Annotated in this window: 18 protein-coding genes; 9 read left to right on the forward strand and 9 right to left on the reverse strand. The window is 71.9% G+C overall.

What is annotated here, in order from left to right; genetic code table 11:
- Positions 1–176 precede the first annotated feature (176 nt).
- Positions 177–491: a DUF6343 family protein gene (locus tag ACZ5XZ_RS24755; protein ID WP_468981832.1), complete on the forward strand. Its 315-nt coding sequence runs from the start codon at positions 177–179 to the stop codon at positions 489–491.
- A gap of 87 nt (positions 492–578) precedes the next feature.
- Here ACZ5XZ_RS24755 and ACZ5XZ_RS24760 read toward each other — a convergent pair whose 3' ends face one another.
- The 5 genes from ACZ5XZ_RS24760 to rpsA form a co-directional block, all read right to left on the reverse strand.
- Entirely contained in the window at positions 579–971 is a 393-nt protein-coding gene (locus ACZ5XZ_RS24760; protein ID WP_468981588.1) for a tetratricopeptide repeat protein, read from the reverse strand.
- Positions 972–1,466: 495 nt separating this feature from the next.
- A complete protein-coding gene (locus tag ACZ5XZ_RS24765; protein WP_468981590.1) occupies positions 1,467–1,928 on the reverse strand; it encodes a cupin domain-containing protein in 462 nt (153 codons plus the stop codon).
- A gap of 23 nt (positions 1,929–1,951) precedes the next feature.
- The gene (gene coaE, locus ACZ5XZ_RS24770) at positions 1,952–2,542 is read right to left on the reverse strand and encodes a dephospho-CoA kinase (protein ID WP_468981591.1); all 591 of its coding nucleotides are present in this window, start codon (positions 2,540–2,542) and stop codon (positions 1,952–1,954) included.
- 149 nt (positions 2,543–2,691) lie between these two features.
- A complete protein-coding gene (locus ACZ5XZ_RS24775; protein ID WP_468981593.1) occupies positions 2,692–3,636 on the reverse strand; it encodes a PAC2 family protein in 945 nt (314 codons plus the stop codon).
- A 728-nt stretch (positions 3,637–4,364) separates the two neighbouring features.
- Positions 4,365–5,882 carry a 30S ribosomal protein S1 gene (rpsA, locus tag ACZ5XZ_RS24780; RefSeq protein ID WP_468981595.1) on the reverse strand — a complete coding sequence of 506 codons (1,518 nt, stop codon included), beginning with the start codon at positions 5,880–5,882 and terminating at the stop codon, positions 4,365–4,367.
- Between the two features lie 375 nt (positions 5,883–6,257).
- Here rpsA and ACZ5XZ_RS24785 point away from each other — a divergent pair, with 375 nt between their 5' ends.
- Both ACZ5XZ_RS24785 and hrpB read left to right on the forward strand, forming a co-directional pair.
- Positions 6,258–7,079 (forward strand): class I SAM-dependent methyltransferase, encoded by an 822-nt coding sequence (locus ACZ5XZ_RS24785; protein ID WP_468981597.1) that lies wholly within the window; start codon positions 6,258–6,260, stop codon positions 7,077–7,079.
- A 48-nt stretch (positions 7,080–7,127) separates the two neighbouring features.
- Positions 7,128–9,695 carry an ATP-dependent helicase HrpB gene (gene hrpB, locus ACZ5XZ_RS24790; protein ID WP_468981600.1) on the forward strand — a complete coding sequence of 856 codons (2,568 nt, stop codon included), beginning with the start codon at positions 7,128–7,130 and terminating at the stop codon, positions 9,693–9,695.
- Here hrpB and pgfA read toward each other — a convergent pair.
- The 3 genes from pgfA to ACZ5XZ_RS24805 all read right to left on the reverse strand — a co-directional run bounded on the left by pgfA (position 9,682) and on the right by ACZ5XZ_RS24805 (position 12,874).
- Positions 9,682–10,692, reverse strand: coding sequence for a cell envelope lipid trafficking protein PgfA (pgfA, locus tag ACZ5XZ_RS24795; protein ID WP_468981602.1), 1,011 nt, complete (start codon positions 10,690–10,692; stop codon positions 9,682–9,684). The two genes, hrpB and pgfA, sit on opposite strands and share 14 nt — an antisense overlap.
- An 18-nt stretch (positions 10,693–10,710) precedes the next feature.
- Complete coding sequence (locus ACZ5XZ_RS24800; protein WP_384437739.1) at positions 10,711–10,845, reverse strand: SPW_0924 family protein; 135 nt, start codon at positions 10,843–10,845, stop codon at positions 10,711–10,713.
- A gap of 208 nt (positions 10,846–11,053) precedes the next feature.
- The gene (locus ACZ5XZ_RS24805) at positions 11,054–12,874 is read right to left on the reverse strand and encodes a lytic transglycosylase domain-containing protein (protein ID WP_468981604.1); all 1,821 of its coding nucleotides are present in this window, start codon (positions 12,872–12,874) and stop codon (positions 11,054–11,056) included.
- A 150-nt stretch (positions 12,875–13,024) separates the two neighbouring features.
- Between ACZ5XZ_RS24805 and ACZ5XZ_RS24810 the strand changes: the two genes are divergently transcribed.
- Positions 13,025–13,909, forward strand: a complete 885-nt coding sequence (locus ACZ5XZ_RS24810) for a DUF4184 family protein (protein WP_468981605.1) — start codon at positions 13,025–13,027, stop codon at positions 13,907–13,909.
- 65 nt (positions 13,910–13,974) lie between these two features.
- Here the strand turns inward: ACZ5XZ_RS24810 and polA are convergent, their stop codons facing one another.
- Positions 13,975–16,713 carry a DNA polymerase I gene (gene polA / locus ACZ5XZ_RS24815; protein WP_468981606.1) on the reverse strand — a complete coding sequence of 913 codons (2,739 nt, stop codon included), beginning with the start codon at positions 16,711–16,713 and terminating at the stop codon, positions 13,975–13,977.
- Between the two features lie 219 nt (positions 16,714–16,932).
- On the opposite strand from polA, the gene ACZ5XZ_RS24820 reads away from it, so the two are divergent.
- From ACZ5XZ_RS24820 to ACZ5XZ_RS24840, 5 genes are all read left to right on the forward strand, one after another.
- Positions 16,933–19,218 carry an FdhF/YdeP family oxidoreductase gene (locus tag ACZ5XZ_RS24820; RefSeq protein WP_468981608.1) on the forward strand — a complete coding sequence of 762 codons (2,286 nt, stop codon included), beginning with the start codon at positions 16,933–16,935 and terminating at the stop codon, positions 19,216–19,218.
- 117 nt (positions 19,219–19,335) lie between these two features.
- Positions 19,336–19,809: a PaaI family thioesterase gene (locus tag ACZ5XZ_RS24825; RefSeq protein ID WP_468981610.1), complete on the forward strand. Its 474-nt coding sequence runs from the start codon at positions 19,336–19,338 to the stop codon at positions 19,807–19,809.
- 481 nt (positions 19,810–20,290) lie between these two features.
- Complete coding sequence (locus ACZ5XZ_RS24830; protein WP_468981835.1) at positions 20,291–21,511, forward strand: branched-chain amino acid ABC transporter substrate-binding protein; 1,221 nt, start codon at positions 20,291–20,293, stop codon at positions 21,509–21,511.
- Positions 21,512–21,632: 121 nt separating this feature from the next.
- Positions 21,633–22,562 (forward strand): branched-chain amino acid ABC transporter permease, encoded by a 930-nt coding sequence (locus ACZ5XZ_RS24835; protein ID WP_468981611.1) that lies wholly within the window; start codon positions 21,633–21,635, stop codon positions 22,560–22,562.
- Positions 22,563–22,567: 5 nt separating this feature from the next.
- Entirely contained in the window at positions 22,568–24,376 is a 1,809-nt protein-coding gene (locus ACZ5XZ_RS24840) for a branched-chain amino acid ABC transporter permease (RefSeq protein WP_468981613.1), read from the forward strand.
- The last annotated feature ends 3 nt before the right edge of the window (positions 24,377–24,379 follow it).

Raw genomic sequence — 24,379 nt, forward strand, 5'->3', positions numbered from 1 at the left:
GGGAGACGGCGGGGGGCGGGGGGGGCGGGGGGGGGAGAGGGCGGGGCGGCAGGGAGGGGATGGGGCGGGGCGGGGCAGGGCGGGGCGGGGCAGGGCGGGGTGCGGGGGAAAGGGAGGGAAAGACAGGTGACCGGCTCGTCGATCGGGAGGATCCTGGAGGTGGGAGATGGGTGCCGATGCGTACGGGAAATGAGCCGCTGCACGCACGCAGCCCGCTGAGACTGCGCTGTGGGCTGGCGCTGTGGGGGTTGCTGTGTGCCACCGCGGGAGCCGTGGCCTTCGTCAACGCCGGCCGGCCGGAATGGGCGGGGGCGTGTGCCGCCGTGGCCATGGTGGCAGTCATGGACCTGGCCATGGTGATCCGCCACATTCGTCAGGGGCCGCACTACCAACCGGGCAGGGACATACCGCCCTACGAGCCGGATCGCGGCCGGAACGAAGCGTTCGACATACGCAGGGACACCGGCCGCCGACCCGGCACCAAGCCGTAGGCGACAGGGGGGGTGTTCGCCTCCCGCATGCCAGGGAGGTGCCGGCGATCGCATCCCTGTCCCGGGCTTTGGCCTCCGCCCCTCTCGTTATGGGGCGTGTTCGCCGTTGCCCGTGCCGCCGCGTGGGAAGCGGGCGGCCTGGAGGAAGTCCGGGCGCGGTTCCAGGGCGGCTGCCAGGCGGAAGTGGCGCAGCGCCTCGTCCAGCCGGCCCCCGCGCTCCAAAGTGCGGCCCAGCGCGAAATGGGCGAAGGCATTGTCCGGCTCGCGTTCCAGCACTATTTGGAACTCGAGTTCCGCCGGGCGCAGTTGGGCGGCGAGGAAGAAGGCGCGAGCGCGTAGCAGTCGGGCTGCGGTGTTTTCGGGGTGTGCGGTGATGACCGAGTCCAGCAGCCGGATCGCGCCGCGTGGGTCGCGGGCCTCCAACAGCTGCTCCGCGGCGCGGAAGTCGATGACATGCGTCTCGGGGCTGCTTTCGGGCACGGCCTGCTCCTCTCCCGTTGCCGTCGCCATCGGGGCATGCCTCAGCCACGAGCCGTACGGCGTCACCTGCGGCACAACAACCCCATCGGTCGCGGCATTCCCCGGCCGGGGCGGCCTCAACCGGGTCCGGTACCCCCGACCGAGGCCGGTGGCCCAACCGAGCCGAGCCTTGGCCGCTCCGGGGCAATCGATCGGACCGGCAACCGCATGGGGTCTCGGCATGGCCGCACCACCACCGCCGCCGCAGCACCAGGCCACGACACCGCGGCCGCATCGAAACACCGCAACCATCGCCGCAGCGAGCCACCGTGGCCGTCCCCGCAATGGGCCACGGTCACCACTGCAGCGGGAGCCCCCAGGGCACCACCGCAACACCGGGCCACGGCACCACCGGGCGAAGGCGCCACCGGGCCGCGGCACCACCACCGCAGCAGGCCACAGCGCCGGAGCCCCAGCAGGTCACGCCACGGCGCCGGGGCCGGAGCCGGCCACCCGCTACAGGCTGATGTGGTAGGCCTTGCGCAGCGTCTCGTGGACGGTCCACCGGGTGCGGTCGCCCTCGCGCAGGATGCACGCGTCGCCCGGTCCCACCTCAAGTACCGAACCGCCCTCGACCTCGATCGTGGCACGTCCGCTGACGACCACGAACAGCTCATTGGCCTCGGTGTCGGTCACCACGCCCGGCGTGATCTGCCAGATGCCCCGGAGCTGCCGGCCGTCCGGCGATTCCCAGAGCACCTTTCCCGTCACCTCCGGCTCCCCGGAGACGATCTGCGAGGGATCGAGCGGTTCCGGCTCCAGTTCCGTGTCCGCGATGCCCGGGATGTTCACGACGAATGACGCGGGGGCACCGTCATCGGCGGAGGGAACCACGGCGGTGGCTCCGGAAGCGGTCTCCGCAGTGGCGGCGGGCTCCGAGCCGGGGGACCTGGCGTCGAGATCGGAAGGAGGAGTCATGGCGGCGAGGGTACCGTCCGGGCTCATACGTCCCGCAGGCGCTCCCACACCGCGCGGACCTGCGGTTCCAGGGCCTCCAGCGGCCCGTCGTTGTCGATGACCAGATCCGCGACCGCCAGCCGCTGTGCACGGGTCGCCTGAGCCGCCATCCGGGACTTCGCCTCGTCCTCGGCCATGCCGCGCAGCCGTACCAGGCGGTCCAGCTGGGTCTCGGGGGCGGCGTCGACCACGACCACCAGGTCGTACAGCGGTGCCAGGCCGTTCTCCGTCAGCAGCGGCACGTCATGGACCACCACCGCCTCCGGCCCCGCCGACGCCTCGAGTTCGGCCGAGCGTGCGCCCACCAGCGGGTGCACGATGGCGTTCAGCGCCTTCAGTTTCTCGGGGTCGGCGAAGACGATCCCGCCGAGCTTCGGCCGGTCGAGCGTGCCCTCCGGTGTGAGAACGCCGTCCCCGAACTCCTCGACCACCGCCGCCAGTCCGGGCGTACCCGGCTCGACGACCTCGCGTGCGATCTTGTCCGCGTCCACGATCACCGCGCCGTACGACGCCAGCAGTCGTGACACCTCACTCTTACCCGCGCCGATGCCGCCGGTCAGCCCCACCTTCACCATGGGCCCACGCTATACGGTGCGCCGGGGCGGCCGGCGCACAGGAGGCCGCGCTTCATCTCAGGCGCTGTCCCCATCTCAGGCGCCGTCGCCATCTCAGGCGCCGTCGCCATCTCAGGCGCCGTCACCGGGCTCAGGCGCCGTCACCGGGCTCAGGCGCCGCCGTCGCCCTCCCGCTCCGCGAGGAAGCGTTCGAACTCCCTGCCGATCTCGTCGGCCGAGGGAAGGTCGACCGGCTCGGCCACCAGATTCCCCCGGGTCTCCGCGCCGGCCACCGCGTCGTACTGATGCTCCAGCCCGCTGACCAGCGCGACCAGTTCCTCGTCGCCCTCGGAGATCTGCCGTTCGATCTCCTCCTGCGTCCGCAGGGCCTCCGTCCGCAGCGAATGCGCCGCGGCGGGGAGGACCAGGCCGGTCGCGGCCGTCACCGCCTCCAGGGCCGTCAGCGCGGCGTCCGGATACGCGGACCGGGCGATGTAGTGCGGCACATGCGCCGCCACGCCCAGTACGTCGTGCCCCGCCTCGGCCAGCCGGAACTCGATCAGCGCCTCGGCGCTACCGGGAACCTGGGCCTCGTCGAAGAAGCTGGCGTGGCCCGGCATCAGATCCGTGCGGTTCCCGTGTGGGGTGATGCCCACCGGGCGGGTGTGCGGGACGCCCATGGGGATGCCGTGGAAGTTCACCGAGAGGCGCACGCCGAGCCGCTCCACGATCTCCTTCACGGCACCCGCGAAGCGCTCCCACTCCACGTCCGGCTCGGGGCCGGACAGCAGCAGGAACGGCGCGTCGGTGGTGTCGCGGACGAGCCGCAGCTCGATGCTCGGGGTCTCGTAGGCGGTCCAGCGGTTGCGCTCGAAGGTCAGCAGCGGGCGCCGGGCGCGGTAGTCGACGAGGCGGTCGTGGTCGAAGCGGGCGACGACCTCGTTCGGCAGGCCGTCGAGCAGCCGCTGGACGATCTGGTCGCCCGTCTCGCCGGCGTCGATGTAGCCGTCGAAGTGGTACAGCAGCACGAGACCCGCGGAGTCCCTGGAGGCGATCGCCTCCACCTCCGCGAGCCCGCTCGGCTCCCATGCGTACAAACTCTGGGGATCCAACACAGTGACCGCTCCTCCTCGTTCTCATGAACGCCAACGTGTGGTCGACCGCAGGCATTCCCGGCTGCGGATATGACCCCGACCCTTTCCGGACACTCTCCGTCCTGCCGGGCGGGAGTCCCTCACCACCGGGCGCGCGCCCCCAGCCGACGGGCTCGGGCCCCGCGCACCACCGGGCGCGGCTCCACCTCCAGACATGCCTCCCCCCACACCTGAGGCGGCCACCCCCGACCCCCGGTGGTGCGGCATGACCCCTTGCAGGAAAGGGGAGTTAACTCCACCGCGGCCACTGCGGCCACCGGTGGCGCCCCCACGCCCCCGCGCTCGCCGACGCGAAGCAGGGTGACCGGATTTCAGCTCACCAACGGTCGTCGAGAACAACACGGGCAGGCACACCACCGACAACGGCCATGAGACCCACTCCCAGCAGCCGGGCTGGGGGCTGCGGACGGTCTTCCGCGACGACCACCGATCACCGGCGGTCGCGGCATCGCCCATCCGGGCATACCAGTGGGCTGATCGGGCGACCACCGATCACCGGACGGCCACCGACCACCAGCCGACCGCCGACCACGTAAGGCGACCGGACGGCGAACCCGAACACGGCCCCAGCGCCCAGCACCCAGCCCCCACCCCCACAAACAACGAAGGCCCGCTCCCCCAGAGGGGAACGGGCCTTCGCCTATCGGCTAGTGCCTAGCAGCGGCGAGCCGCTGCCTGTCGGCGCGAGCTCAGCTCTGGCCGCCGGCCAGCTTCTCGCGGAGCGCGGCGAGGGCCTCGTCCGACGCCAGGGCGCCGGAGTTGTCCGCCGACTCCGAGGAGTAGGAGCCGCCGCCGGTCTGGCCGCCGCCGGTCTGGCCGCCACCCTGCGCCGCCGGCGCCGCAGCGCCCTCGGCCGCAGCCTGCTCGTCGGCCTCGCGGGACTTGATGACCTGAGCCTGGTGCTGCTCGAAGCGCTGCTGCGCCTCGGCGTACTGGTTCTCCCACGCCTCGCGCTGGGTCTCGTAGCCCTCGAGCCAGTCGTTGGTCTCGGGGTCGAAGCCCTCGGGGTAGATGTAGTTGCCCTGGTCGTCGTAGGACGCGGCCATGCCGTACAGGGTCGGGTCGAACTCGACCGCCGACGGGTCGGCACCGAAGGACTCGTTGGCCTGCTTCAGCGAGAGGCTGATGCGGCGGCGCTCGAGGTCGATGTCGATGACCTTGACGAAGATCTCGTCGTTGACCTGGACAACCTGCTCCGGGATCTCGACGTGGCGCTCGGCCAGCTCCGAGATGTGGACCAGGCCCTCGATGCCCTCGTCGACGCGCACGAACGCACCGAAGGGAACGAGCTTGGTGACCTTACCCGGGACGACCTGACCGATCTGGTGGGTCCGGGCGAACTGCTGCCACGGGTCTTCCTGGGTCGCCTTGAGCGACAGGGAGACGCGCTCGCGGTCCATGTCGACGTCCAGGACCTCGACCGTGACCTCCTGGCCGACCTCGACGACCTCGGACGGGTGGTCGATGTGCTTCCAGGACAGCTCGGAGACGTGGACGAGACCGTCGACGCCACCCAGGTCCACGAAGGCACCGAAGTTGACGATGGAGGAGACGACGCCGGAGCGCACCTGACCCTTCTGGAGGGTGGTGAGGAAGGTCTGGCGGACCTCGCTCTGGGTCTGCTCCAGCCAGGCACGGCGGGACAGGACCACGTTGTTGCGGTTCTTGTCCAGCTCGATGATCTTGGCCTCGAGCTCCTTGCCCACGTAGGGCTGAAGGTCGCGAACGCGGCGCATCTCGACCAGGGAGGCCGGGAGGAAGCCACGGAGGCCGATGTCGAGGATGAGACCACCCTTGACGACCTCGATGACGGTACCGGTGACGATGCCGTCCTCTTCCTTGATCTTCTCGATGGTGCCCCAGGCACGCTCGTACTGGGCGCGCTTCTTCGAGAGGATCAGGCGGCCTTCCTTGTCCTCCTTCTGGAGAACAAGGGCTTCGATCTCGTCACCGACGGCGACGACCTCGTTGGGGTCGACGTCGTGCTTGATCGAGAGCTCACGGCTCGGGATGACGCCTTCGGTCTTGTAACCGATGTCGAGCAGGACCTCGTCCCGGTCGACCTTCACGATGACGCCGTCGACGATGTCGCCGTCGTTGAAGTACTTGATCGTCTCGTCGATCGCGGCGAGGAAGGCTTCCTCGTTACCGATGTCGTTGACCGCAACCTGCGGGGTGGTGGCGGTGGTCTCGGTGCTGCTCGTCATGTGGGAAAGGGCTCCGGTACGGACATTGAAGTCGTAGGTACTGCTACGCCGAGAGCCCGTATCGCCTCTGCATAAGCCGGACAGTGTCAGAGACGCTCGCTTCGGAGGTTCACAGATGCCTGAGCACCGGGAACGTTCCGGAACGCCTCAAAACCGAGGGGTACATACAGATGCGAGCGCGGCCTGCTCCGTCTGAGGCGCGCAAGCCCGCAGCGCAACTTGTAGCATACGGGGGCAGCCGGACACGGTCAATGCGCGAACGCGCACACCCGGGACAGAACGCCCCATAAACGGCACACGCGATGTTCCGCGAGGTCGAACGGCCTCACAGTCCCTGCAGCTACAAGCAGAGCGAAGACTACGACGACAGGCGCGATGAACCAAGAGCATGAGCCGGAGGCGACCCGCCGTGACGCCTCGGACACCGAAAGCAGCCGCGCCAACCGGGGCTGGTGGGACCGCAACGCGGACGAGTATCAGAGCGAGCACGGAGCGTTCCTCGGGGACGACAGGTTCATCTGGGGCCCCGAGGGGCTCGACGAGGCGGACGCCGGGCTGCTCGGGCCGGCCGACGGGCTGAAGGGGCAGCGGATCCTGGAGATCGGCGCCGGCGCCGCGCAGTGCTCGCGCTGGCTGGCGGCGCAGGGCGCGCGTCCGGTGGCGCTCGACCTCTCCCACCGGCAACTGCAGCACGCGCTGCGAATCGCCGACGGGACGGACGACGACACCACCGCGCTGGTGGAGGCGGACGCCGGGGCGCTGCCGTTCCGTGACGGCAGCTTCGACCTGGCCTGTTCCGCGTACGGCGCGCTGCCGTTCGTCGCCGATCCGGTGCGGGTGCTGCGCGAGGTGCGGCGGGTACTGCGGCCCGGCGGCCGGTTCGTCTTCTCCGTCACGCACCCCGTCCGCTGGGCGTTCCCCGACGAGCCGGGGCCCGAGGGGCTGTCGGTGGCGGCCTCGTACTTCGACCGCACGCCGTACGTGGAGCAGGACGAGAGCGGCCGGGCGGTGTACGTGGAGCACCACCGGACGCTGGGCGACCGGGTGCGGGACGTGGTGGCGGCCGGTTTCCGGCTGGTGGATCTCGTCGAGCCGGAATGGCCGCAGGACAACACTCAGGAGTGGGGCGGCTGGTCGCCGCTGCGCGGGCACCTGATTCCGGGCACGGCGATCTTCGTGTGCGTGGCGGAGGACTAACGGGGGCACCCGGGCCGGCATCGGAGGCCGGGGCGGCAGACTGGGGGCGTGATCGCCCGTGACGCCCTCGCCCAGCTGCCCGTACGGACCGCGCTGCCCGCGCTGCGCGCCGCCCTTGAGGAGGCCGGTGCGGCGGTGCTGTGCGCCCCGCCGGGCACCGGCAAGACGACGCTGGTGCCGCTGGAGCTCGCCGGCCTGACCGGCACGGGGCCCCGGCGGCGGGTGCTGGTGGCCGAGCCGCGGCGGATCGCGGCCCGGGCCGCGGCGCGGCGGATGGCCTGGCTGCTGGGCGAGAAGGCCGGTGACCAGGTCGGATTCACGGTGCGCGGGGAGCGGCGGGTCGGGCCGCGTACCTGTGTGGAGGTGGTGACCACCGGTGTGCTGCTGCAGCGGCTGCAGCGCGATCCGGAGCTGGCCGGGGTCGATGTCGTGGTGCTCGACGAGTGCCATGAGCGGCATCTGGACGCGGACACCTGTGCGGCCTTCCTCCTGGACGTACGCGAGACGCTGCGGCCGGAGCTGCGGCTCGTGGCCGCGTCGGCGACGACGGACGCCGAGGGGTGGGCCCGTTTGCTGGGCGGCTCCCAGGGGGCGGCGCCCGTGGTCGAGGCGGCGGGCGTGTCGCACCCGGTGGAGGGGGTGTGGGCGCCACCGGAGCGGCCGGTACGGCCGGCGCACGGGATGCGGGTGGATCCGGCGCTGCTGACGCATGTGGCGGGCGTGGTCCGGCGAGCGCTGCGCGAGCAGTCGGGTGACGTGCTGTGCTTTCTGCCCGGTGTCGGGGAGATCGGGCGGGTCGCCGGGGAGCTGGCCGGGGTGGACGCCGAGGTGCTGCAGGTGCACGGGCGGGCGCCGGCCGAGGTGCAGGACGCGGTGCTGGCCGGTGGCGGCGGCCGGCGCAGGGTGGTGCTGGCGACCTCCGTGGCGGAGTCCAGCCTGACCGTGCCGGGTGTGCGGGTGGTGGTGGACAGCGGGCTGGCGCGGGTGCCGCGGATGGATCACGCACGCGGGCTGAGCGCGCTCGCGACCGTGCGGGCCTCACGGGCGGCGACCCGCCAGCGGGCCGGCCGGGCGGGGCGCGAGGCGCCCGGTGTGGTCTACCGCTGCTGGTCACAGGCCGAGGACGGGCGGTTGCCGGCGTTCCCCGAGCCGGAGATCAAGGTGGCCGACCTGACCGCGTTCGCGTTGCAGGCGGCCTGCTGGGGCGATCCGGCGGCGAGCGGTCTGGCGCTGCTCGACGCGCCGCCGGCCGGGGCGCTGGCCGCGGCGCGGGAAGTGCTGACGGCGATCGGCGCGGTGGAGGAGGACGGCCGGGCGACACAGCGGGGCGCCAGGATGGCTCGGGTCGGACTGCACCCCCGGCTTGCGCGCGCCCTGCTGGACGGCGCGCCCGAGGTGGGCGTACGGCGCGCCGCCGAGGTGGTGGCCCTGCTGAGCGAGGAGCCGCCGCGGGCGTACGGGGACGATCTGGCGGAGGCGTGGCGCAGCGCGCGGCGGGGCGGCGACGCGTACGCGGCCCGGTGGCGGCAGGAGGCGCGGCGGCTGGCGTCGGCGGGCGCGGAGCCGGGGACGGACGGGGGCGGTGGCTCCGGGGGGCCGGCGTCCGACGACGCGGTCGCCGGTCTGATCGCCGCGCTGGCGTTCCCCGAGCGGGTGGCCCGGGCGCGCGGCGCGGGGAGCTATCTCATGGCGTCCGGGACCGGTGCCGAGCTGGCGGGTGCGGGGCCGGGGCCACGGGCCGGAGGGGGCGGTTCCCGGCTGCGGGATGCGGCGTGGCTGGCTGTCGCGGTGGCGGACCGTCCGGTGGCGGCGGTGTCGGCACGGGTGCAGCTGGCGGCGGTGATCGACGAGGGGACGGCGTGTGCGGCGGCGCGGGCGCTGTACTCCTCGGACGAGGAGGTGCGCTGGTCGGACGGGGACGTGGTGGCCCGGCGGGTGACCCGGCTGGGGGCGATCGAGCTGGCGTCGCGGCCGCTGACCGCGCCCGGTGCGGGGCTGCTGCGGGACGCGGTGGAGGCGGGGCTGCGGCGGGAGGGGCCCGGTCTGCTGCGGTGGTCGCCCGCCGCGGTCTCGCTGCGGCAGCGGATGGCGTTCGTGCACCGGGAGTTGGGGGCGCCGTGGCCCGATGTGTCGGACGCGGCGCTGCTGGAGCGGGTCGAGGACTGGCTCGGGGTCGAACTCGGGCGGGCACGGCGGCGGGCCGATCTGGAGCGGATCGACGCGGGGCAGGCGCTGGCCCGGCTGCTGCCCTGGGCGGGTGGCGACGCGGCCCGCTTCGACGAGCTGGCGCCGGAGCGGATCGAGGTGCCAAGCGGTTCGCGGGTGCGGGTGGACTACGGCGGCGAGCAGCCCGTGCTGGCCGTGAAGCTGCAGGAGCTGTTCGGCTGGACGGAGTCGCCGCGGGTGGCCGGCGGGCGGGTGCCCGTACTGGTGCATCTGCTCTCCCCCGCGGGGCGTCCGGCCGCCGTCACGGCCGATCTCGCCTCCTTCTGGAAGGGCGGATACCGGTCCGTGCGCGCGGAGTTGCGCGGGCGCTATCCCAAGCACCCGTGGCCGGAGGACCCGACGACCGCGCAGCCGACCCGGCACACGACGGCGCGGCTCAAGCGGGGGTGAGCGGTGGGTCCGGCGCGGCGGGGGCCGCACGGCCGGTGGGAGCCGGTCCGGCGCCGGGGCGGCGGCCGCGGGCCTCGAGGTGCAGGCTCAGGGCGAGCAGCGCCGCGCCCAGGACCAAAAACCCCCAGGGCAGGTAGCTGGTGAGCAGCAGGACGAGGGTGCGCTGGGACGTGACCTGGGCGACGGTGGAGTCGACGTAGTCGGCGCGCATCTTCACATGGCCGGCGAAGGCGGTGACCCTGCCGCCGCCGGGCAGCAGATCGCCGCCGCGCAGCTCCTCCTTGTGGATCTCCTCGCCGTTGACCGGTGCGCCGGTGACCGGGTCGACCCAGAACATCCGCTTGGTGCTGTACCAGCGGGTGGTGCCCATCTTCGCGACGGCCTGCGGGGTGATGCCCTTGACCGGCATCTTCTTGGGGAGCGGGACCTTCGTCCAGGGGATGGTCTGCTCGAAGTAGTAGACCTCCAGGCCGCGGAAGGTGCGGGTCCCCTTGTAGTGGATGGGCGCCGAGGTGCGGGTCTGGGCGTCGAAGTAGGTGTAGTCGCGCTTCTCGGTGAGGAACGGCCACTTGTACTCGATGCCGGTACGGCGCACCGGGTCACCGTCGACCATCTCGCCGGTGGCGTGCACGGGTTCCTGGGAGTGGGCGTCGAAGATGTAGCGCTCGGGGATCTGGGAGACCATCTTGCCGTCGGGGCCGGCGACGTAGGACAGCGCGTCCCAGACGACGACGTCGCGGCCGGCGGTCTTCTCGATGCGGTCGGAGGCGGCGACGTCGCCCTTGAGGGTCTGGACGATGGTGACCTTGGGGACCCGCTCGGCCTTCATCGTGCCGTAGTTGACGAGGGTGGCGGGCCTGGCCTCCAGGACCATGTCCTGGTACTGGCCGGGCGGGATCTTGGCGAGCCGCGGGAAGGCGTACCACCGCATCAGCGGGGACAGGGCGGTGAAGAAGACGGCGCAGGCGAGCAGTACCAGGCTGGCGGTGCGGCGCATGACGGCGGCGTCCCTCCCTCAGGGGTGCTCGGGGACGGTGGTCAGCAGCGGCTTGGGGGAGGTCGTGCCGCTGGGCGCACCGATCGCCGTCATGGTGAAGAGGAGAGCGAGCGCCGCGGCCAGTCCGATCGCGGCTGCTGTCAGGGCGCGCATGGCCGGCCTCCCGGTTGCTGCGGTGCGTGTCCGGGGGATCCCCGGATCCTCGACGGCGTCAGGGCGGGGGCACCGTAGCAACGGGCGGCCGAGATGAGAACACGTTTCACCCCAGGACGTATGGCGCCGCCGTCCCGCCCTGGACGGAGGGCGGAACGGCGGCGCCGGACCGGGCGGATGCCGGCCCGGTCCACGGGCACGGCCGCGGTCAGGCGCGGTCCGGTGCGGTGACCTTCAGCTCGACGGTGAGTACGGCGCCGTCCGCGGTGGTCAGCCGCAGCAGGAACGTCCCGGTGTGCGTGTCCGTGCAGATCTTCGGGAGCTTCAGCAGGCCGTCGGCGTCCGTGGTGAGCCCGGTGCGGGTGCGGACCGGCTTGCCCTTGTCGTCGCCGCTGGCCTCGGGGTTCTCGAAGTAGGGGCCGTGGTCGTTCTCCACGGGCTTGTCCGGGTCGTCGGTGACCAGGGTCGCGGTGACCGGCACCCCCGCCGCGAGCCTGCCCTGGTACGTCGCCTTGATCTCGACCGCGCCCGCCGCGAACGCCTGGCCGGCGGTCGTCGTCAGCTCCTTGTCCGAGGTGCGGGCGAGCCGGTCGGCCTTCGGCGCCGGCGCGGCCTTGACAGTGGCGTCGAAGGCGACGGCGGGCACGGTGCGGCCGAGGGCCGTCGCCCGGAGGGTGAAGGCGCCGGCCTTGTCGCCCGCGTGCAGCGTGGGCGCGGTGGCCAGGCCGTCCTTGCCGGTGGTGACGGTGACGGCGGTCGCGCCGTCGGGGAAGCGGGCACCGGAGGCCGCGGGGAGGGTGAAGCGGACGGGGGCGCCGGCGACCGGCTTGCCCGTCGCGTCCTCGGCGCGCACCTGTGGCGACGCGGCGAACTCGGTGCCCGCGGTGGCGCTCACGTCCTTGTCGCCGACCCGCACCAGGGCGGTGAGCGGGGCGGGCTCGGTGGGCGGCTTGGGGCCGGGCTTGTGGGGGTCCGTGCCGCCCGGTGCGGGGTCGGTGCCGCCGGGCTCGGCGGGCTTGCCCGGCTCGGCGGGTCCGTGCGGCTTCTGTTCGGCGCGGCCGTGCGGCTTGGGCTCGGCGGGGCCGTGCGGTTTGGGCTTGCCGGGGTGGTGGCCGGTGCCGGTGCTCCGGCCGTGGCCCTTGCCGGTGCGGCCTTCGGGCCGGTCGCCGCCGTGCCCGCCGCTGCCGCCCCGTTGGACGGGGAGTACGCCCTTGCCGTCCGGCACCTCGTAGGTGCCGGTGCGGTAGAACGCGTACCAGGACAGCACCGTGCGCAGATAGTCCTCGGAGTTGTTGTAGCCGAGGATCGCGCGGTCGAGGTCCTGGCGGGTCGACAGGTCGCGGTCGGCGGCACACAGGTAGCGGCCGGCGGCGAGCGCCGCGTCGAAGACGTTGTTGGGGTCCTTCTTGCCGTCGCCGTTGCCGTCGGCGCCCCAACCGCTGCCACCGGGGCCGCCGCTGGACCAGGTGGAGGGGATGAACTGCATCGGGCCCACGGCACGGTCGTGGGTGAGGTCGCCGTCGTAGCGGCCGCCGTCGGTGTCGGTGATCCGCGCGAAGCCGTGGCCGTTGAGCTGCGGGCCGAGGATCGGCTGGAGGGTGGTGCCCTCGGCGTCGACCGCTCCGCCGCGCGCCTGGCCGGATTCGACCTTGCCGATGCCGGCGAGCAGTTGCCAGGGCAGGCGGCAGCCGGGATCGGAGCCGCCGATCCGGGACTCGGCCTTCTTGTACGCGGCCAGGACGGTGGCGGGGATGCCGGCCTGGGCGGGGCCGGTGACGACGGGGCCGCCCTTGGGCCGGTGCGAACCGCTCGGCGGCACCGGGCTGTTGAGGGGCGGCAGGTCGGTGTAGTACGCCGTGCCGCCGTCGATGGGGGTGTCGGCCGGGGGCGGGGTCGGCCCGCTCTCCCCGGCGGCCGTGCTCTCGGTGGCGGCCGGGGCCTGAGAGGCCGTCAGGGCGGCGAGCACCAGGGCCGCCACGGCCGTCGAGGCCGCTCCCCGGACAAGCCGCCGTCGGAATGTGGCTGCCATACGTGGTCCCCTCCGCCGTGCTGACCCGCGTCGCCTGTGCGGTATCGCGCCCCCCGGCGCGTCAACTCAGGCGACACTACGACAACTCGGGCCCGGCAGCTACCACCGTCATCGGACACATAATGATCCGAATCGTTCAAGGAGACGCTCATGCCGTTCACGCTCAGCCATGCCGCCGCCGTGCTCCCGGCTATCCGGCGGACTGGCGCGGCCCGTGGTCCGCTGGTCCCCTCGGCGCTCGTCGCGGGGTCGTTCGCACCGGACATGACGTACTACGCGGACACCGTGGTACCGGGCGCCATGGAGTTCGGCGACGTCACCCACTCGCTGACCGGCGTACTGACGGTGGATGTCCTGGTCACCGCGGCGCTGGTCGGCGGCTGGCTGCTGTTGCGCGAGCCGGCGCTGGCGCTGCTGCCCCGGGCCTGGCGGGCGCGGACGCACACACTGCTGCGGGGCCGTCCCCGGCGACCGCGCGGGCCCCGTGAACTCGCCGCGCTGGCGGGCTGGTTCATCGTCTCGGCGGTGCTCGGGGCGGCGACCCATGTCGTGTGGGACGCCTTCACCCACCCGGGCCGCTGGGGCACCCGCCTGGTGCCCGGTCTGAACGACCTCGTGGGCGGTCTGCCGGTGGCGACGTATGTGCAGTACGGCACCTCGGCGCTGGCGATGGTGGCCATGGCGTGGTTCGGATGGTCGGCGCTGCGGGGCGCGGGCGGGCCCGCGGGCTCCCTGGCCGCCGCACCCGACCCGGGCGCCGTGCCCTCGCTGACCGTGGGGCTGCGGCTGTTGCTGACCGCGCCGCTCGCCCTGTGCGTGGTGCTCGGCGCGGCACACCGGACCCTGCGGGCGCACGCCGTCTACGGCGACGCCGTGAGCTGGCCGAACTACATCCCGACGGTGCTCTTCGGCGCCGGCGCGGGCCTCGTGGTGGGGCTACCGCTGTACGCCGTGGCCGTACGGCTGCTGCAGCGGCGGGTACGGCCGGCCGGGGGCGAGGGCGTGTCCGGCCGGTCGGTGCAGGCCCGCGGCTGAGCCGTGGGCCCGGACCGGGGGCGGGCCGGAACGGGGGCCGGAGCTGTACCGGCCCCCGCGGTGGGTCAGTGCGCCGCCGATTCCCAGTCCTTGCCCGAGCCGACCGAGACGTCCAGCGGGGCGCGCAGGTCGACCGCCGCGGCCATCTCCCGGCGGAGGATCTCCTCGACCCTCTCGCGTTCGCCGGGGGCCACCTCGACGACGATTTCGTCATGGACCTGGAGCAGCATCCGGGACCGCAGCTGCGCCGCCCTGAGCGCCGCGTCGACCCGCAGCATCGCGATCTTGACGATGTCCGCGGCGGTGCCCTGGATCGGGGCGTTCAGCGCCATCCGCTCGGCCATTTCGCGGCGCTGGCGGTTGTCGCTGTTGAGGTCGGGCAGATAGCGGCGGCGGCCCAGCATCGTCTCCGTGTAGCCGGTGGCGCGGGCCTCCTCCACCACGCGCCGGAGGTAGTCGCGTACGCCGCCGAACCGCTCGAAGTAGTTGTCCATCAGCTTGCGGGCCTCATCGGGCTGGATGCCCAGCTGCTGGGCGAGGCCGAAGGCCGACAGGCCGTACGCCAGGCCGTAGGACATCGCCTTGATCTTGCGGCGCATCTCCGCGTCGACCTGGTCCGTGGCGACCGAGAAGACATGGGAGGCGACCGTGGTGTGCAGGTCCTCGCCGGAGGTGAACGCCTCGATCAGGCCCTCGTCCTCGGAGAGGTGGGCCATCACCCGCAGCTCGATCTGGCTGTAGTCGGCCGTCAGCAGGGACTCGAAGCCCTCGCCGACGACGAAGCCGCGGCGGATCGCCCGGCCCTCGTCCGTACGCACCGGGATGTTCTGCAGATTGGGGTCCGTGGACGACAGCCGGCCGGTCGCGGCCACGGTCTGGTTGAAGGTGGTGTGGATCCGGCCGTCCGCGGCGATGGTCTTGATCAACCCCTCGACCGTCGTGCGCAGCTTGGCCTGCTCGCGGTGGCGGAGCATGATCACCGGGAGTTCGTTCTCGGTCTGCGCGGCCAGCCAGGCCAGGGCGTCGGCGTCGGTGGTGTAGCCGGTCTTGGTCTTCTTGGTCTTGGGCAGGCCCAGCTCGCCGAAGAGGACCTCCTGCAGCTGCTTGGGCGAGCCCAGGTTGAACTCGTGGCCCGCGGCGTCGTGCGCCTCCTTCACGGCCTGCTGCACGGCGCCGGCGAACTGCTGCTCCATGCGCTCCAGCCAGCCCCGGTCGGCGGCGATCCCGGCCCGCTCCAAGCGGGCCAGCAGCTCGCTGGTCGGCAGCTCCACGTCGCGCAGCAGCTCGGCCGCACCGACCTCCGCCAGCTTCGTCTCGAACGCCGCCCCCAGGTCCAGGACCGTACGCGCCTGCCCCATCAGGGCGTCCGCCTCGGCCTCCTCGTCCGCGCCGAACGCCAGCTGCCCGTCGCCGGCGGCCGCCGGGGCGAGATCGCGGCCCAGATACTCGACGGACAGGGCGTCCAGGGCGAAGGAGCGGCGGCCGGGCTTGACCAGATAGGCGGCCAGCGCGGTGTCCATCGTGACGCCGTCGATGCGCCAGCCGTGCTCGCCGAAGACCCGCATCAGGCCCTTGGCGTTGTGCATCACCTTGGGGCGGGCCGCGTCCGCGCTCCAGGCGGCGAAGGCCCGCTCGTCGGCCTCGTCCAGCTGGGCGGGGTCGAACCACGCGGCCGGGCCGTCGGGGGTGGCCAGCGCCACCTCGGCGACGCTGCCGCTGCCCAGGCTCCAGACGTCGACGGTGGCCACGCCCAGTGGGCCGGCGGCGTGCTCGGCCAGCCACGGAGCGAGTTCGCCGGTGCCCAGGACCGTGCCGTCCACCTCGACGCCGGCGGCCGGGGCGGCCTCTTCGGTGGCCTCGGCGGCACCCGGGTCGACGGCGTGCAGCCGGTCGCGCAGGCCCTGGTTGCGGATCTCCAGGGCGTTGAGGAAGACCGTGAGCGTCTCGCGGTCGTAGGCCTCGCGGACCAGCGCCTGCGGACCGCAGGGCAGCTCGACGTCGCGCACCATCTCGGTCAGCCGGCGGTTGAGCTTCACCGCCTCCAGATGCTCACGGAGGTTGGCGCCCGCCTTGCCCTTGACCTCGTCGGCGCGCTCCACCAGCTCCGCGAACGAACCGAACTGGTTGATCCACTTCGTGGCGGTCTTCTCGCCGACGCCCGGGATGCCGGGGAGGTTGTCGGACGGGTCTCCGCGCAGCGCGGCGAAGTCCGGGTACTGGGCGGGGGTCAGGCCGTACTTCTCGAAGACCTTCTCCGGGGTGAAGCGGGTCAGCTCCGAGACGCCCTTGGTGGGGTAGAGGACCGTGACGTCGTCGGAGACCAGCTGGAAGGCGTCGCGATCGCCCGTGACGATCGAGACCTCGAAGCCCTGCGCGGTGGCCTGCTCCGTGAGCGTGGCGATCACGTCGTCGGCCTCGAACCCGTCCACGGCGAAGCGCTTGACGCGCATCGCGTCGAGCAGCTCGCCGATCAGCTCGACCTGGCCCTTGAACTCGTCGGGGGTCTTGGAACGGTTCGCCTTGTAGTCCGCGAACTCCGCCGACCGCCAGGTCTTGCGCGAGACGTCGAACGCCACCGCGAAGTGCGTGGGCGCCTCGTCGCGCAGAGTGTTCGCGAGCATCGACGCGAAGCCGTAGATCGCATTGGTCGGTTGTCCGGTGACGGTCGTGAAATTCTCCACGGGCAGGGCGAAGAACGCCCGATATGCCATGGAATGCCCGTCCATCAGAAGCAGGCGGGGACGACCGCCCGCCGCCGCCTCGGTGCCGGTCGCTTCGCTCTTCTTCGCTGCCTTTGCTGCCACGCCCCCGATCCTGCCACGCCCCACTGACAATCCCCGCCGCACGCCGCCTGTCCCCCGCCGCACACCGCCCGGCCCGCACCGCGAAAACGCCGCCCCGCACCGCCCGCGACCGCCGCTACACCGCCGGGTCCGGTCCGTGACAGGATCTGCTGCGTACCGCAACGATCCGCCGTCAGGGGCGGAGCGAGCACCGGCTCACGGCCCAAAAGGGAGAGCGCCATGGCAGGCAAGCCGCCCGCGTCGGACCCCGTCCAGGACGCACCCGAGGTCAGCGAACCCCAGCACTCCGCCGTCGGCCTGCCCGCCATCACCCACGCGCTGCGGATCTCCCAGCAGCAGATGGGCGTGCGCCGTACCGCACTGACCCTCCTGCGCGTCAACCAGCCCGACGGCTTCGACTGCCCCGGCTGCGCCTGGCCCGAGCCCGACAAGCCGCACACCGCCGAGTTCTGCGAGAACGGCGCCAAGGCCGTCGCCGAAGAGGCCACCCTGCGCCGCGTCACCCCGGACTTCTTCGCCGCGCACCCCGTCACCGACCTCGCCACCCGCAGCGGCTACTGGCTCGGCCAGCAGGGCCGCCTCACCCACCCCATGTACCTGGCCGAGGGCGCCGACCACTACGTCCCCGTCCCCTGGGAGCAGGCCTTCGACCTCATCGGCGAGGAACTGACGGCCCTGGACTCCCCCGACGAGGCGGTCTTCTACACCTCCGGGCGCACCAGCAACGAGGCCGCCTTCCTCTACCAGCTCTTCGCCCGCGAATTCGGCACCAACAACCTCCCCGACTGCTCCAACATGTGCCACGAGTCGTCCGGCTCCGCCCTGACGGAGACCATCGGCATCGGCAAGGGCAGCGTCCTGCTGGAGGACCTCTACAAGGCCGACCTGATCATCGTCGCCGGCCAGAACCCGGGCACCAACCACCCCCGGATGCTCACCGCCCTGGAGAAGGCCAAGGCCGGCGGCACGAAGATCATCTCGATCAATCCGCTGCCCGAAGCCGGACTGGAGCGCTTCAAGAACCCCCAGACCCCCCGCGGCCTGGCAGGCGGCGGCACCGCCCTGACCGACCTGTTCCTCCAGGTGCGCCTCGGCGGCGACCAGGCGCTCTTCCGCGCCCTGAACCGCCTCGTCCTCGCCACCGACGGCGCCGTCGACGAGGACTTCGTCCGCGAACACACCCACGGCTTCACGGAGTTCGCGCAGCTGGCACGGGCCGACGACGACTGGGACGAGACGCTGCGGGCCACCGGCCTGACCCGCGAGGAGATCGACCGCGCACTGGCCATGGTCCTGGCCTCCCAGCGCACGATCGTGTGCTGGGCGATGGGCCTGACCCAGCACAAGCACTCCGTCCCCACCATCCAGGAGGTCGTCAACTTCCTTCTGCTGCGCGGCAACATCGGCCGCCCCGGAGCGGGCGTGTGCCCCGTGCGCGGACACAGCAACGTCCAGGGCGACCGCACCATGGGCATCTTCGAGCGGCCCGCACCCGCCTTCCTCGACGCCCTGGAGAAGGAGTTCGGCTTCGCGCCGCCCCGGGAGCACGGCCTCGACGTCGTCCGCGCCATCCGCGCACTGCGCGACGGCCAGGCCAAGGTGTTCTTCGCGATGGGCGGCAACTTCGTCGCCGCGACGCCCGATACCGACGTCACCGAGGCCGCGATGCGCCGCGCCCGGCTGACCGTCCACGTCTCCACCAAACTCAACCGCTCGCACGTGATCACCGGCGCCCGCGCGCTGATCCTGCCGACCCTGGGCCGCACCGAACGCGATCTGCAGGAAAGCGGCGAGCAGTTCGTGACCGTCGAGGACTCCATGGGCATGGTGCACGCCTCGCGCGGCCGCCTCGCGCCCGCGAGCCCCCACCTGCTGTCCGAGACGGCCATCGTCGCCCGCCTGGCCCGCCGCGTCCTGGGCGGGGCCAGCCGCACCCCGTGGGAGAAGTTCGAGAAGGACTACGCGACGATCCGCGACCGGATCGCCCATGTCATCCCCGGCTTCGAGGACTTCAACACCAAGGTCGCCCGCCCCGGGGGCTTCGCCCTCCCGCACGCCCCCAGGGACAGCCGCAGCTTCCCCACCGCCACCGGCAAGGCCAACTTCACCGCCGCGCCCGTCACCTACCCCACCGTCCCCGAAGGACGACTGCTGCTGCAGACGCTGCGCTCCCACGACCAGTACAACACCACCGTCTACGGCCTGAGCGACCGCTACCGCGGCATCAAGAACGGCCGCCGCGTGGTGCTGCTGCACCCCGACGACGCCCGCGAACGAGGCCTGGCCGACGGGGACTACACCGACCTGGTCAGCGAATGGACCGACGGCAGCGAGCGGCGGGCGCCCGGCTTCCGCGTCGTGCACTACCCCACCGCCCGCGGCTGCGCGGCCGCCTACTACCCCGAGACCAACGTGCTCATCCCGCTCGACCACACCGCCGACACCAGCAACACCCCCGCCGCCAAGTCCGTGGTGATCCGCCTGGAGACCCCCCACCAGCACTGACCGCCACCAGGCCGCCGGCCGCCGCGGACAACCCCCGCGCTGAGCGCCCGCTCAGCGGCCTGATAGGAACAGGCACGGATCGACGACGATCACGGGCGAGCGAACGGAGCCGTAAGCATGGGCGAGCACCACACCACGAAGTTTCCGCAGCAGATCCTCGACCAGTGGGCGGGCCTCGGTCTCGACCTGCCCGCCCTCTTCTCCGCCGGACACCTCGGCGAGCGGATGAGCCTGCAGGTCACCGAGGCGGCGCCGGAGCGCGTCGTGGGCACCATGCCCGTCAAGGGCAACACCCAGCCCTACGGCCTGCTGCACGGCGGCGCCTCCGCCGTCCTGGCCGAGACCCTCGGCTCCGTGGGCTCGATGCTGCACGGCGGCCCCACCAAGCTCGCCGTCGGCGTCGACCTCAACTGCACCCACCACCGCGGAGCCCGCTCCGGACTGGTCACCGGCGTCGCCACCCCCGTACACCGCGGCCGCTCCACCGCCACCTACGAGATCGTGATCACCGACGAGCACGACAAGCGGGTCTGCACCGCCCGCCTGACCTGCATGCTGCGCGACGTCGACACCGACGCCTACCGCGGCTGACCAAAAACGGACGGCACCGCACCGCCGGCGACCACGGCCCCGCCCCCACTCCGGGAGCGGGGCCGTCCGCATATCCGTAACGCTGCGTAACACGCGCGCCCTGTCGCCCCAACCCGCGCACCGGGCGACACACCGGCCGCGGCACCGCCGCGCCCACCACGTCCGATAGCCGGACGCGATACCGACACCCCGGTTCAGATTTACCCACGGAAGTGCAAGTTCATCCTCCGCGCCGCGTCCGCCCCGCCTGTAAGGAGCATGAGGGCGAAACGCTCGTAGCCGGTCATAACAAGAGCGTCACATCCTGGTCAGCGCCTCTGCCGACGCGACGAACACCGCTCTAGAGTCACCGCCAGTCACCGCGCCGCCGGGCTCCCTGTGAGGACGGACATCCCTGTACCACGTACAGCCCGGCGGGCGAATCGGCCACGCGACAGCCATGGCCGCGCCAGGGAAAGGACTGATCGTGCGTCACCGTTCCTTGCTCATCCTCACCACCGCAGTCACCGCAGGCGCCCTCACGCTCTCCGCGTGCGGCTCCCGCGGCGACAACAAGAGCGGCGACGGCTCCAAGACCACCGTCGTCATCGGCCTCGACGCCCCCACCACGGGCGAGCTCTCCGCGCTCGGCCTGGGCATACGCAACTCCGCCCAGCTCGCCGTCGACAACGCCAACAAGGCCGGCGAGGTCAAGGGCGTCACCTTCAAACTCGAAGCCCTCGACGACAAGGCCCTGCCCAACGTCGGCCAGCAGAACACCACCAAGCTCGCCGGCGACAAGGACGTCCTCGGCATCGTCGGCCCGCTCAATTCCGGCGTCGCCCAGTCCATGCAGCAGGTCTCCAAGCAGAACGACCTCACCCTGATATCCCCGGCGAACACCACGCCCGACCTCACCCAGGGCCCCGACTGGCGCAAGGACAAGCGCGCCCGCCAGTTCCCCACGTACTTCCGCACCGCCACCACCGACGAGGTGCAGGGCGCCTTCGACGGCCAGTACGCCTACGAGAAGATGAAGGTCAAGAAGGCCTACGTCATCGACGACCAGAAGACCTACGGCGTCGGCCTGGCCTCCTCCTTCAAGGACCAGTTCACCAAGCTCGGCGGCAAGATCGTCGGCACCGAGCACGTCAGCCCCGAAGACCGCGACTTCAAGGCCGTCGTCTCCAAGGTCAAGTCCGCCAAGCCCGACCTGGTCTTCTACGGCGGCGAGTACCCCGCCTCCGGCCCCCTCAGCCAGCAGCTCAAGGACGGCGGCGTCACCGTCCCCCTCATGGGCGGCGACGGCATGTACAGCGCCGACTACATCAAGCTCAACAAGAAGGCGCAGGGCGACTACGCCTCCTCCGTCGGCAAGCCCGTCGAAGAACTCCCCTCCGCCAAGAAGTTCATCGCCGACTACAAGGCAGCCGGCTTCAAGGAGGCCTACGAGGCCTACGGCGGCTCCACCTACGACGCCACCTGGGCCCTCATCCAGGCCGTCAAGGCCGTCGTCGACGGCAACGACGGCAAGCTCCCCGACGACGCCCGCAAGAAGGTGTCCGAAGCCATGAACAAGGTCAGCTTCGACGGCGTCACCGGCCCCGTCGCCTTCGACAAGTACGGCGACACCACCAACACCATGATCACCGCCTACCAGGTCGACAAGGGCAAGTGGGCCTCCCGCTTCAGCGCCGAATTCAAGAAGTTCGACAAGAGCTGAACCGACCTGACACACCGCTCCACCCCGGGCCGCGCCAGGACGCCACGAACGACCCTGGCGCGGCCCGTGGCACACCGGGACACCCCGGAATCCCCTCACTCCCACACAACGGAGGCCTGCGGTGAGCGAACTGCCGCAACAGCTGGCCAACGGACTCATCCTCGGCGCGATGTACGGACTCATCGCGATCGGCTACACGATGGTCTACGGAATCGTCCAGCTCATCAACTTCGCCCACGGCGAGATCTTCATGGTCGGCGGCTTCGGCGCACTCAGCGTCTACCTCGCACTGCCCGCCGGCACCTCACTCGCCCTCGCCCTGCCGATCATGCTCCTCGGCAGCATCGCCGTGTCCGTCCTCGTCGGCATCGCGGCCGAACGGTTCGCCTACCGACCGCTGCGCGGCGCACCCCGCCTCGCACCCCTCATCACCGCCATCGGCCTTTCCATAGCCCTCCAGCAAGCGATCTGGAAGTGGTACCCCGACGGCAAGCAGGCCCGCGTCTTCCCCCAGTTCAAGGGCCACTCCTTCGAGATCCTGGGCGCCACCGTCCAACGCGGCGACCTCTTCGTCCTCATCGCCGCCCCCGCCTGCATGATCGCCCTCGGCTTCTTCGTCGCCAAGACCCGCAGCGGCCGCGCCATGCAGGCCACCGCCCAGGACCCCGACACCGCCAAGCTCATGGGCATCAACACCGACCGGATCATCGTCCTCGCCTTCGCCATCGGCGCCGCCTTCGCCGGCGTCGCCGCCGTCGCCTACGGGCTGCGCACCGGCGAGGTCCAGTTCCGCATGGGCTTCATCATGGGCCTCAAGGCCTTCACCGCCGCCGTCCTCGGCGGCATCGGCAACATCTACGGAGCCATGCTCGGCGGCGTCGTCCTCGGCATCGCCGAAGCCCTCGCCACCGCCTACATCGAAGAGATCCCCGGCATGCAGCAATTCGGCGGCGGAGCCTGGAAGGACGTCTGGGCCTTCGTCCTCCTCATCCTCGTACTCCTCCTGAGACCGCAAGGTCTACTGGGCGAACGCGTCGCGGATCGGGCGTGATAGCGATGACCACGGACCTCACCAAGACCACCGCACCCGGCACCCCGGGCGTACTCCCGCTCCCCGAGCGCCCCGCCCGCCTCGCCACCGCGGCGGCCGCCCTGGCCACCGCCGTCACCACCGGCCTCGCCTGGACCTGGAGCAACGACTTCCCCGGCGAACTCACCTACTACGGATCCCCCGCCGGACTGCAGCTCCTCACCCTCGTCGGCGGCGTCCTCACCCTCCTCCTCGCCGCGGCGGGACTCGGCATCCGCGGCCTGCAATGGCTCACCCCCGGCGGCCGCAACGCCCCCGTGCTCCTGGCCGCCCTCGCCACCTTCGCCGCCACCTGGTTCACCCTCATCGCCATCGCCGTCCAACTCGGCGGCCTGGTCAACCTCGAACCAGGCGGCTTCCTCGCCGGCGTCACCTCCCTGGTCACCCTCCTCGCCGCGCTCGGCCTCCCCGCCGACCGCACCCCGGACACACCGCCCAAGGACGCCTGGCAGCGCTTCACCGCGGCCCTCGCCGCCTCCCCCGTCGCACGCCGCACCCGCGAGCTGCCCGGCTGGGCCGAAATCCTCGTCATCGCCGCCGCCTTCGCCGCCGGACTCCTCGCCTTCACCTACGGCATCGACACCGACGACGGCGCCCCCTTCGTCGGATACCTCCTCTTCATGGTGATCGCCATCCCCGCCCTCAACCGGGCAGGACTGATCAAACGACTCACCGAACTCACCCACGCACACCGCGGCCCGGCCCTGTGCGCCGCCTTCCTCGCCGCCGCCAGCTTCCCCTTCACCCAGGACACCGACCAGTACACGATCATCGGGGCCAACATCCTGATCTTCGCCACCGTCGCCCTGGGCCTCAACGTCGTCGTCGGCCTCGCCGGCCTCCTCGACCTCGGATACGTCGCCTTCCTCGGTGTCGGCGCCTACGCCGCGGCCCTCGTCTCCGGCTCCGCCGAATCCGCCCTCGGCATCCGCTTCCCCTTCTGGGCAGCCCTCCTGACCGGCGCCGCCGCCTCCCTCGTCTTCGGCGTCCTCATCGGTGCCCCCACCCTCCGCCTACGCGGCGACTACCTCGCCATCGTCACCCTCGGCTTCGGTGAGATCTTCCGCATCGCCATGCTCAACCTCAACGGCACCACCGGCCCCGACGTCACCAACGGCGCCATGGGCATCCCCAACATCCCCAACCTGGAAATCTTCGGCTTCAACTTCGGCGAACCCCACGACATCCTCGGCATCCCCATCGCCACCTACGGCAACTACTACCTGCTGATGATCCTCGTGACCGCCTTCGTCGTCATGGTCTTCCGACGCGCCGCGGCCTCCCGCATCGGCCGCGCCTGGATCGCCATCCGCGAAGACGAGACCGCCGCCATCGCCATGGGCATCAACAGCTTCCGGCTCCGGCTCCTCGCCTTCGCCCTCGGCGCCGCCCTCGCCGGACTCGCCGGCACCGTCCACGCACACGTGGTAACGACGGCCACGCCCGAGCAGTTCCAGTTCGCCGGGCCCCAACCGCCCAACTCCGCCTTCCTCCTCGCCGCCGTCATCCTCGGCGGCATGGGAACCCTCAGCGGACCCCTCGTCGGCGCCGCCCTGCTCTTCCTCATCCCGGCCAAGCTCGACTTCCTCCAGGACTACCAGCTGCTCCTCTTCGGCATCGCGCTCGTCCTGCTGATGCGCTTCCGCCCCGAAGGCCTCATCGCCGACCGCAGGAAGCAGCTCGAATTCCACGAGACCGGCCAGCTCGACGTGCCCGATCAACAGCGCCTGCCCGACGCAGACGCGACCATCGGCGTCACCAAGGCAAAGGCGTGACGA

Source organism: Streptomyces sp. NPDC033270, from assembly GCF_055576575.1.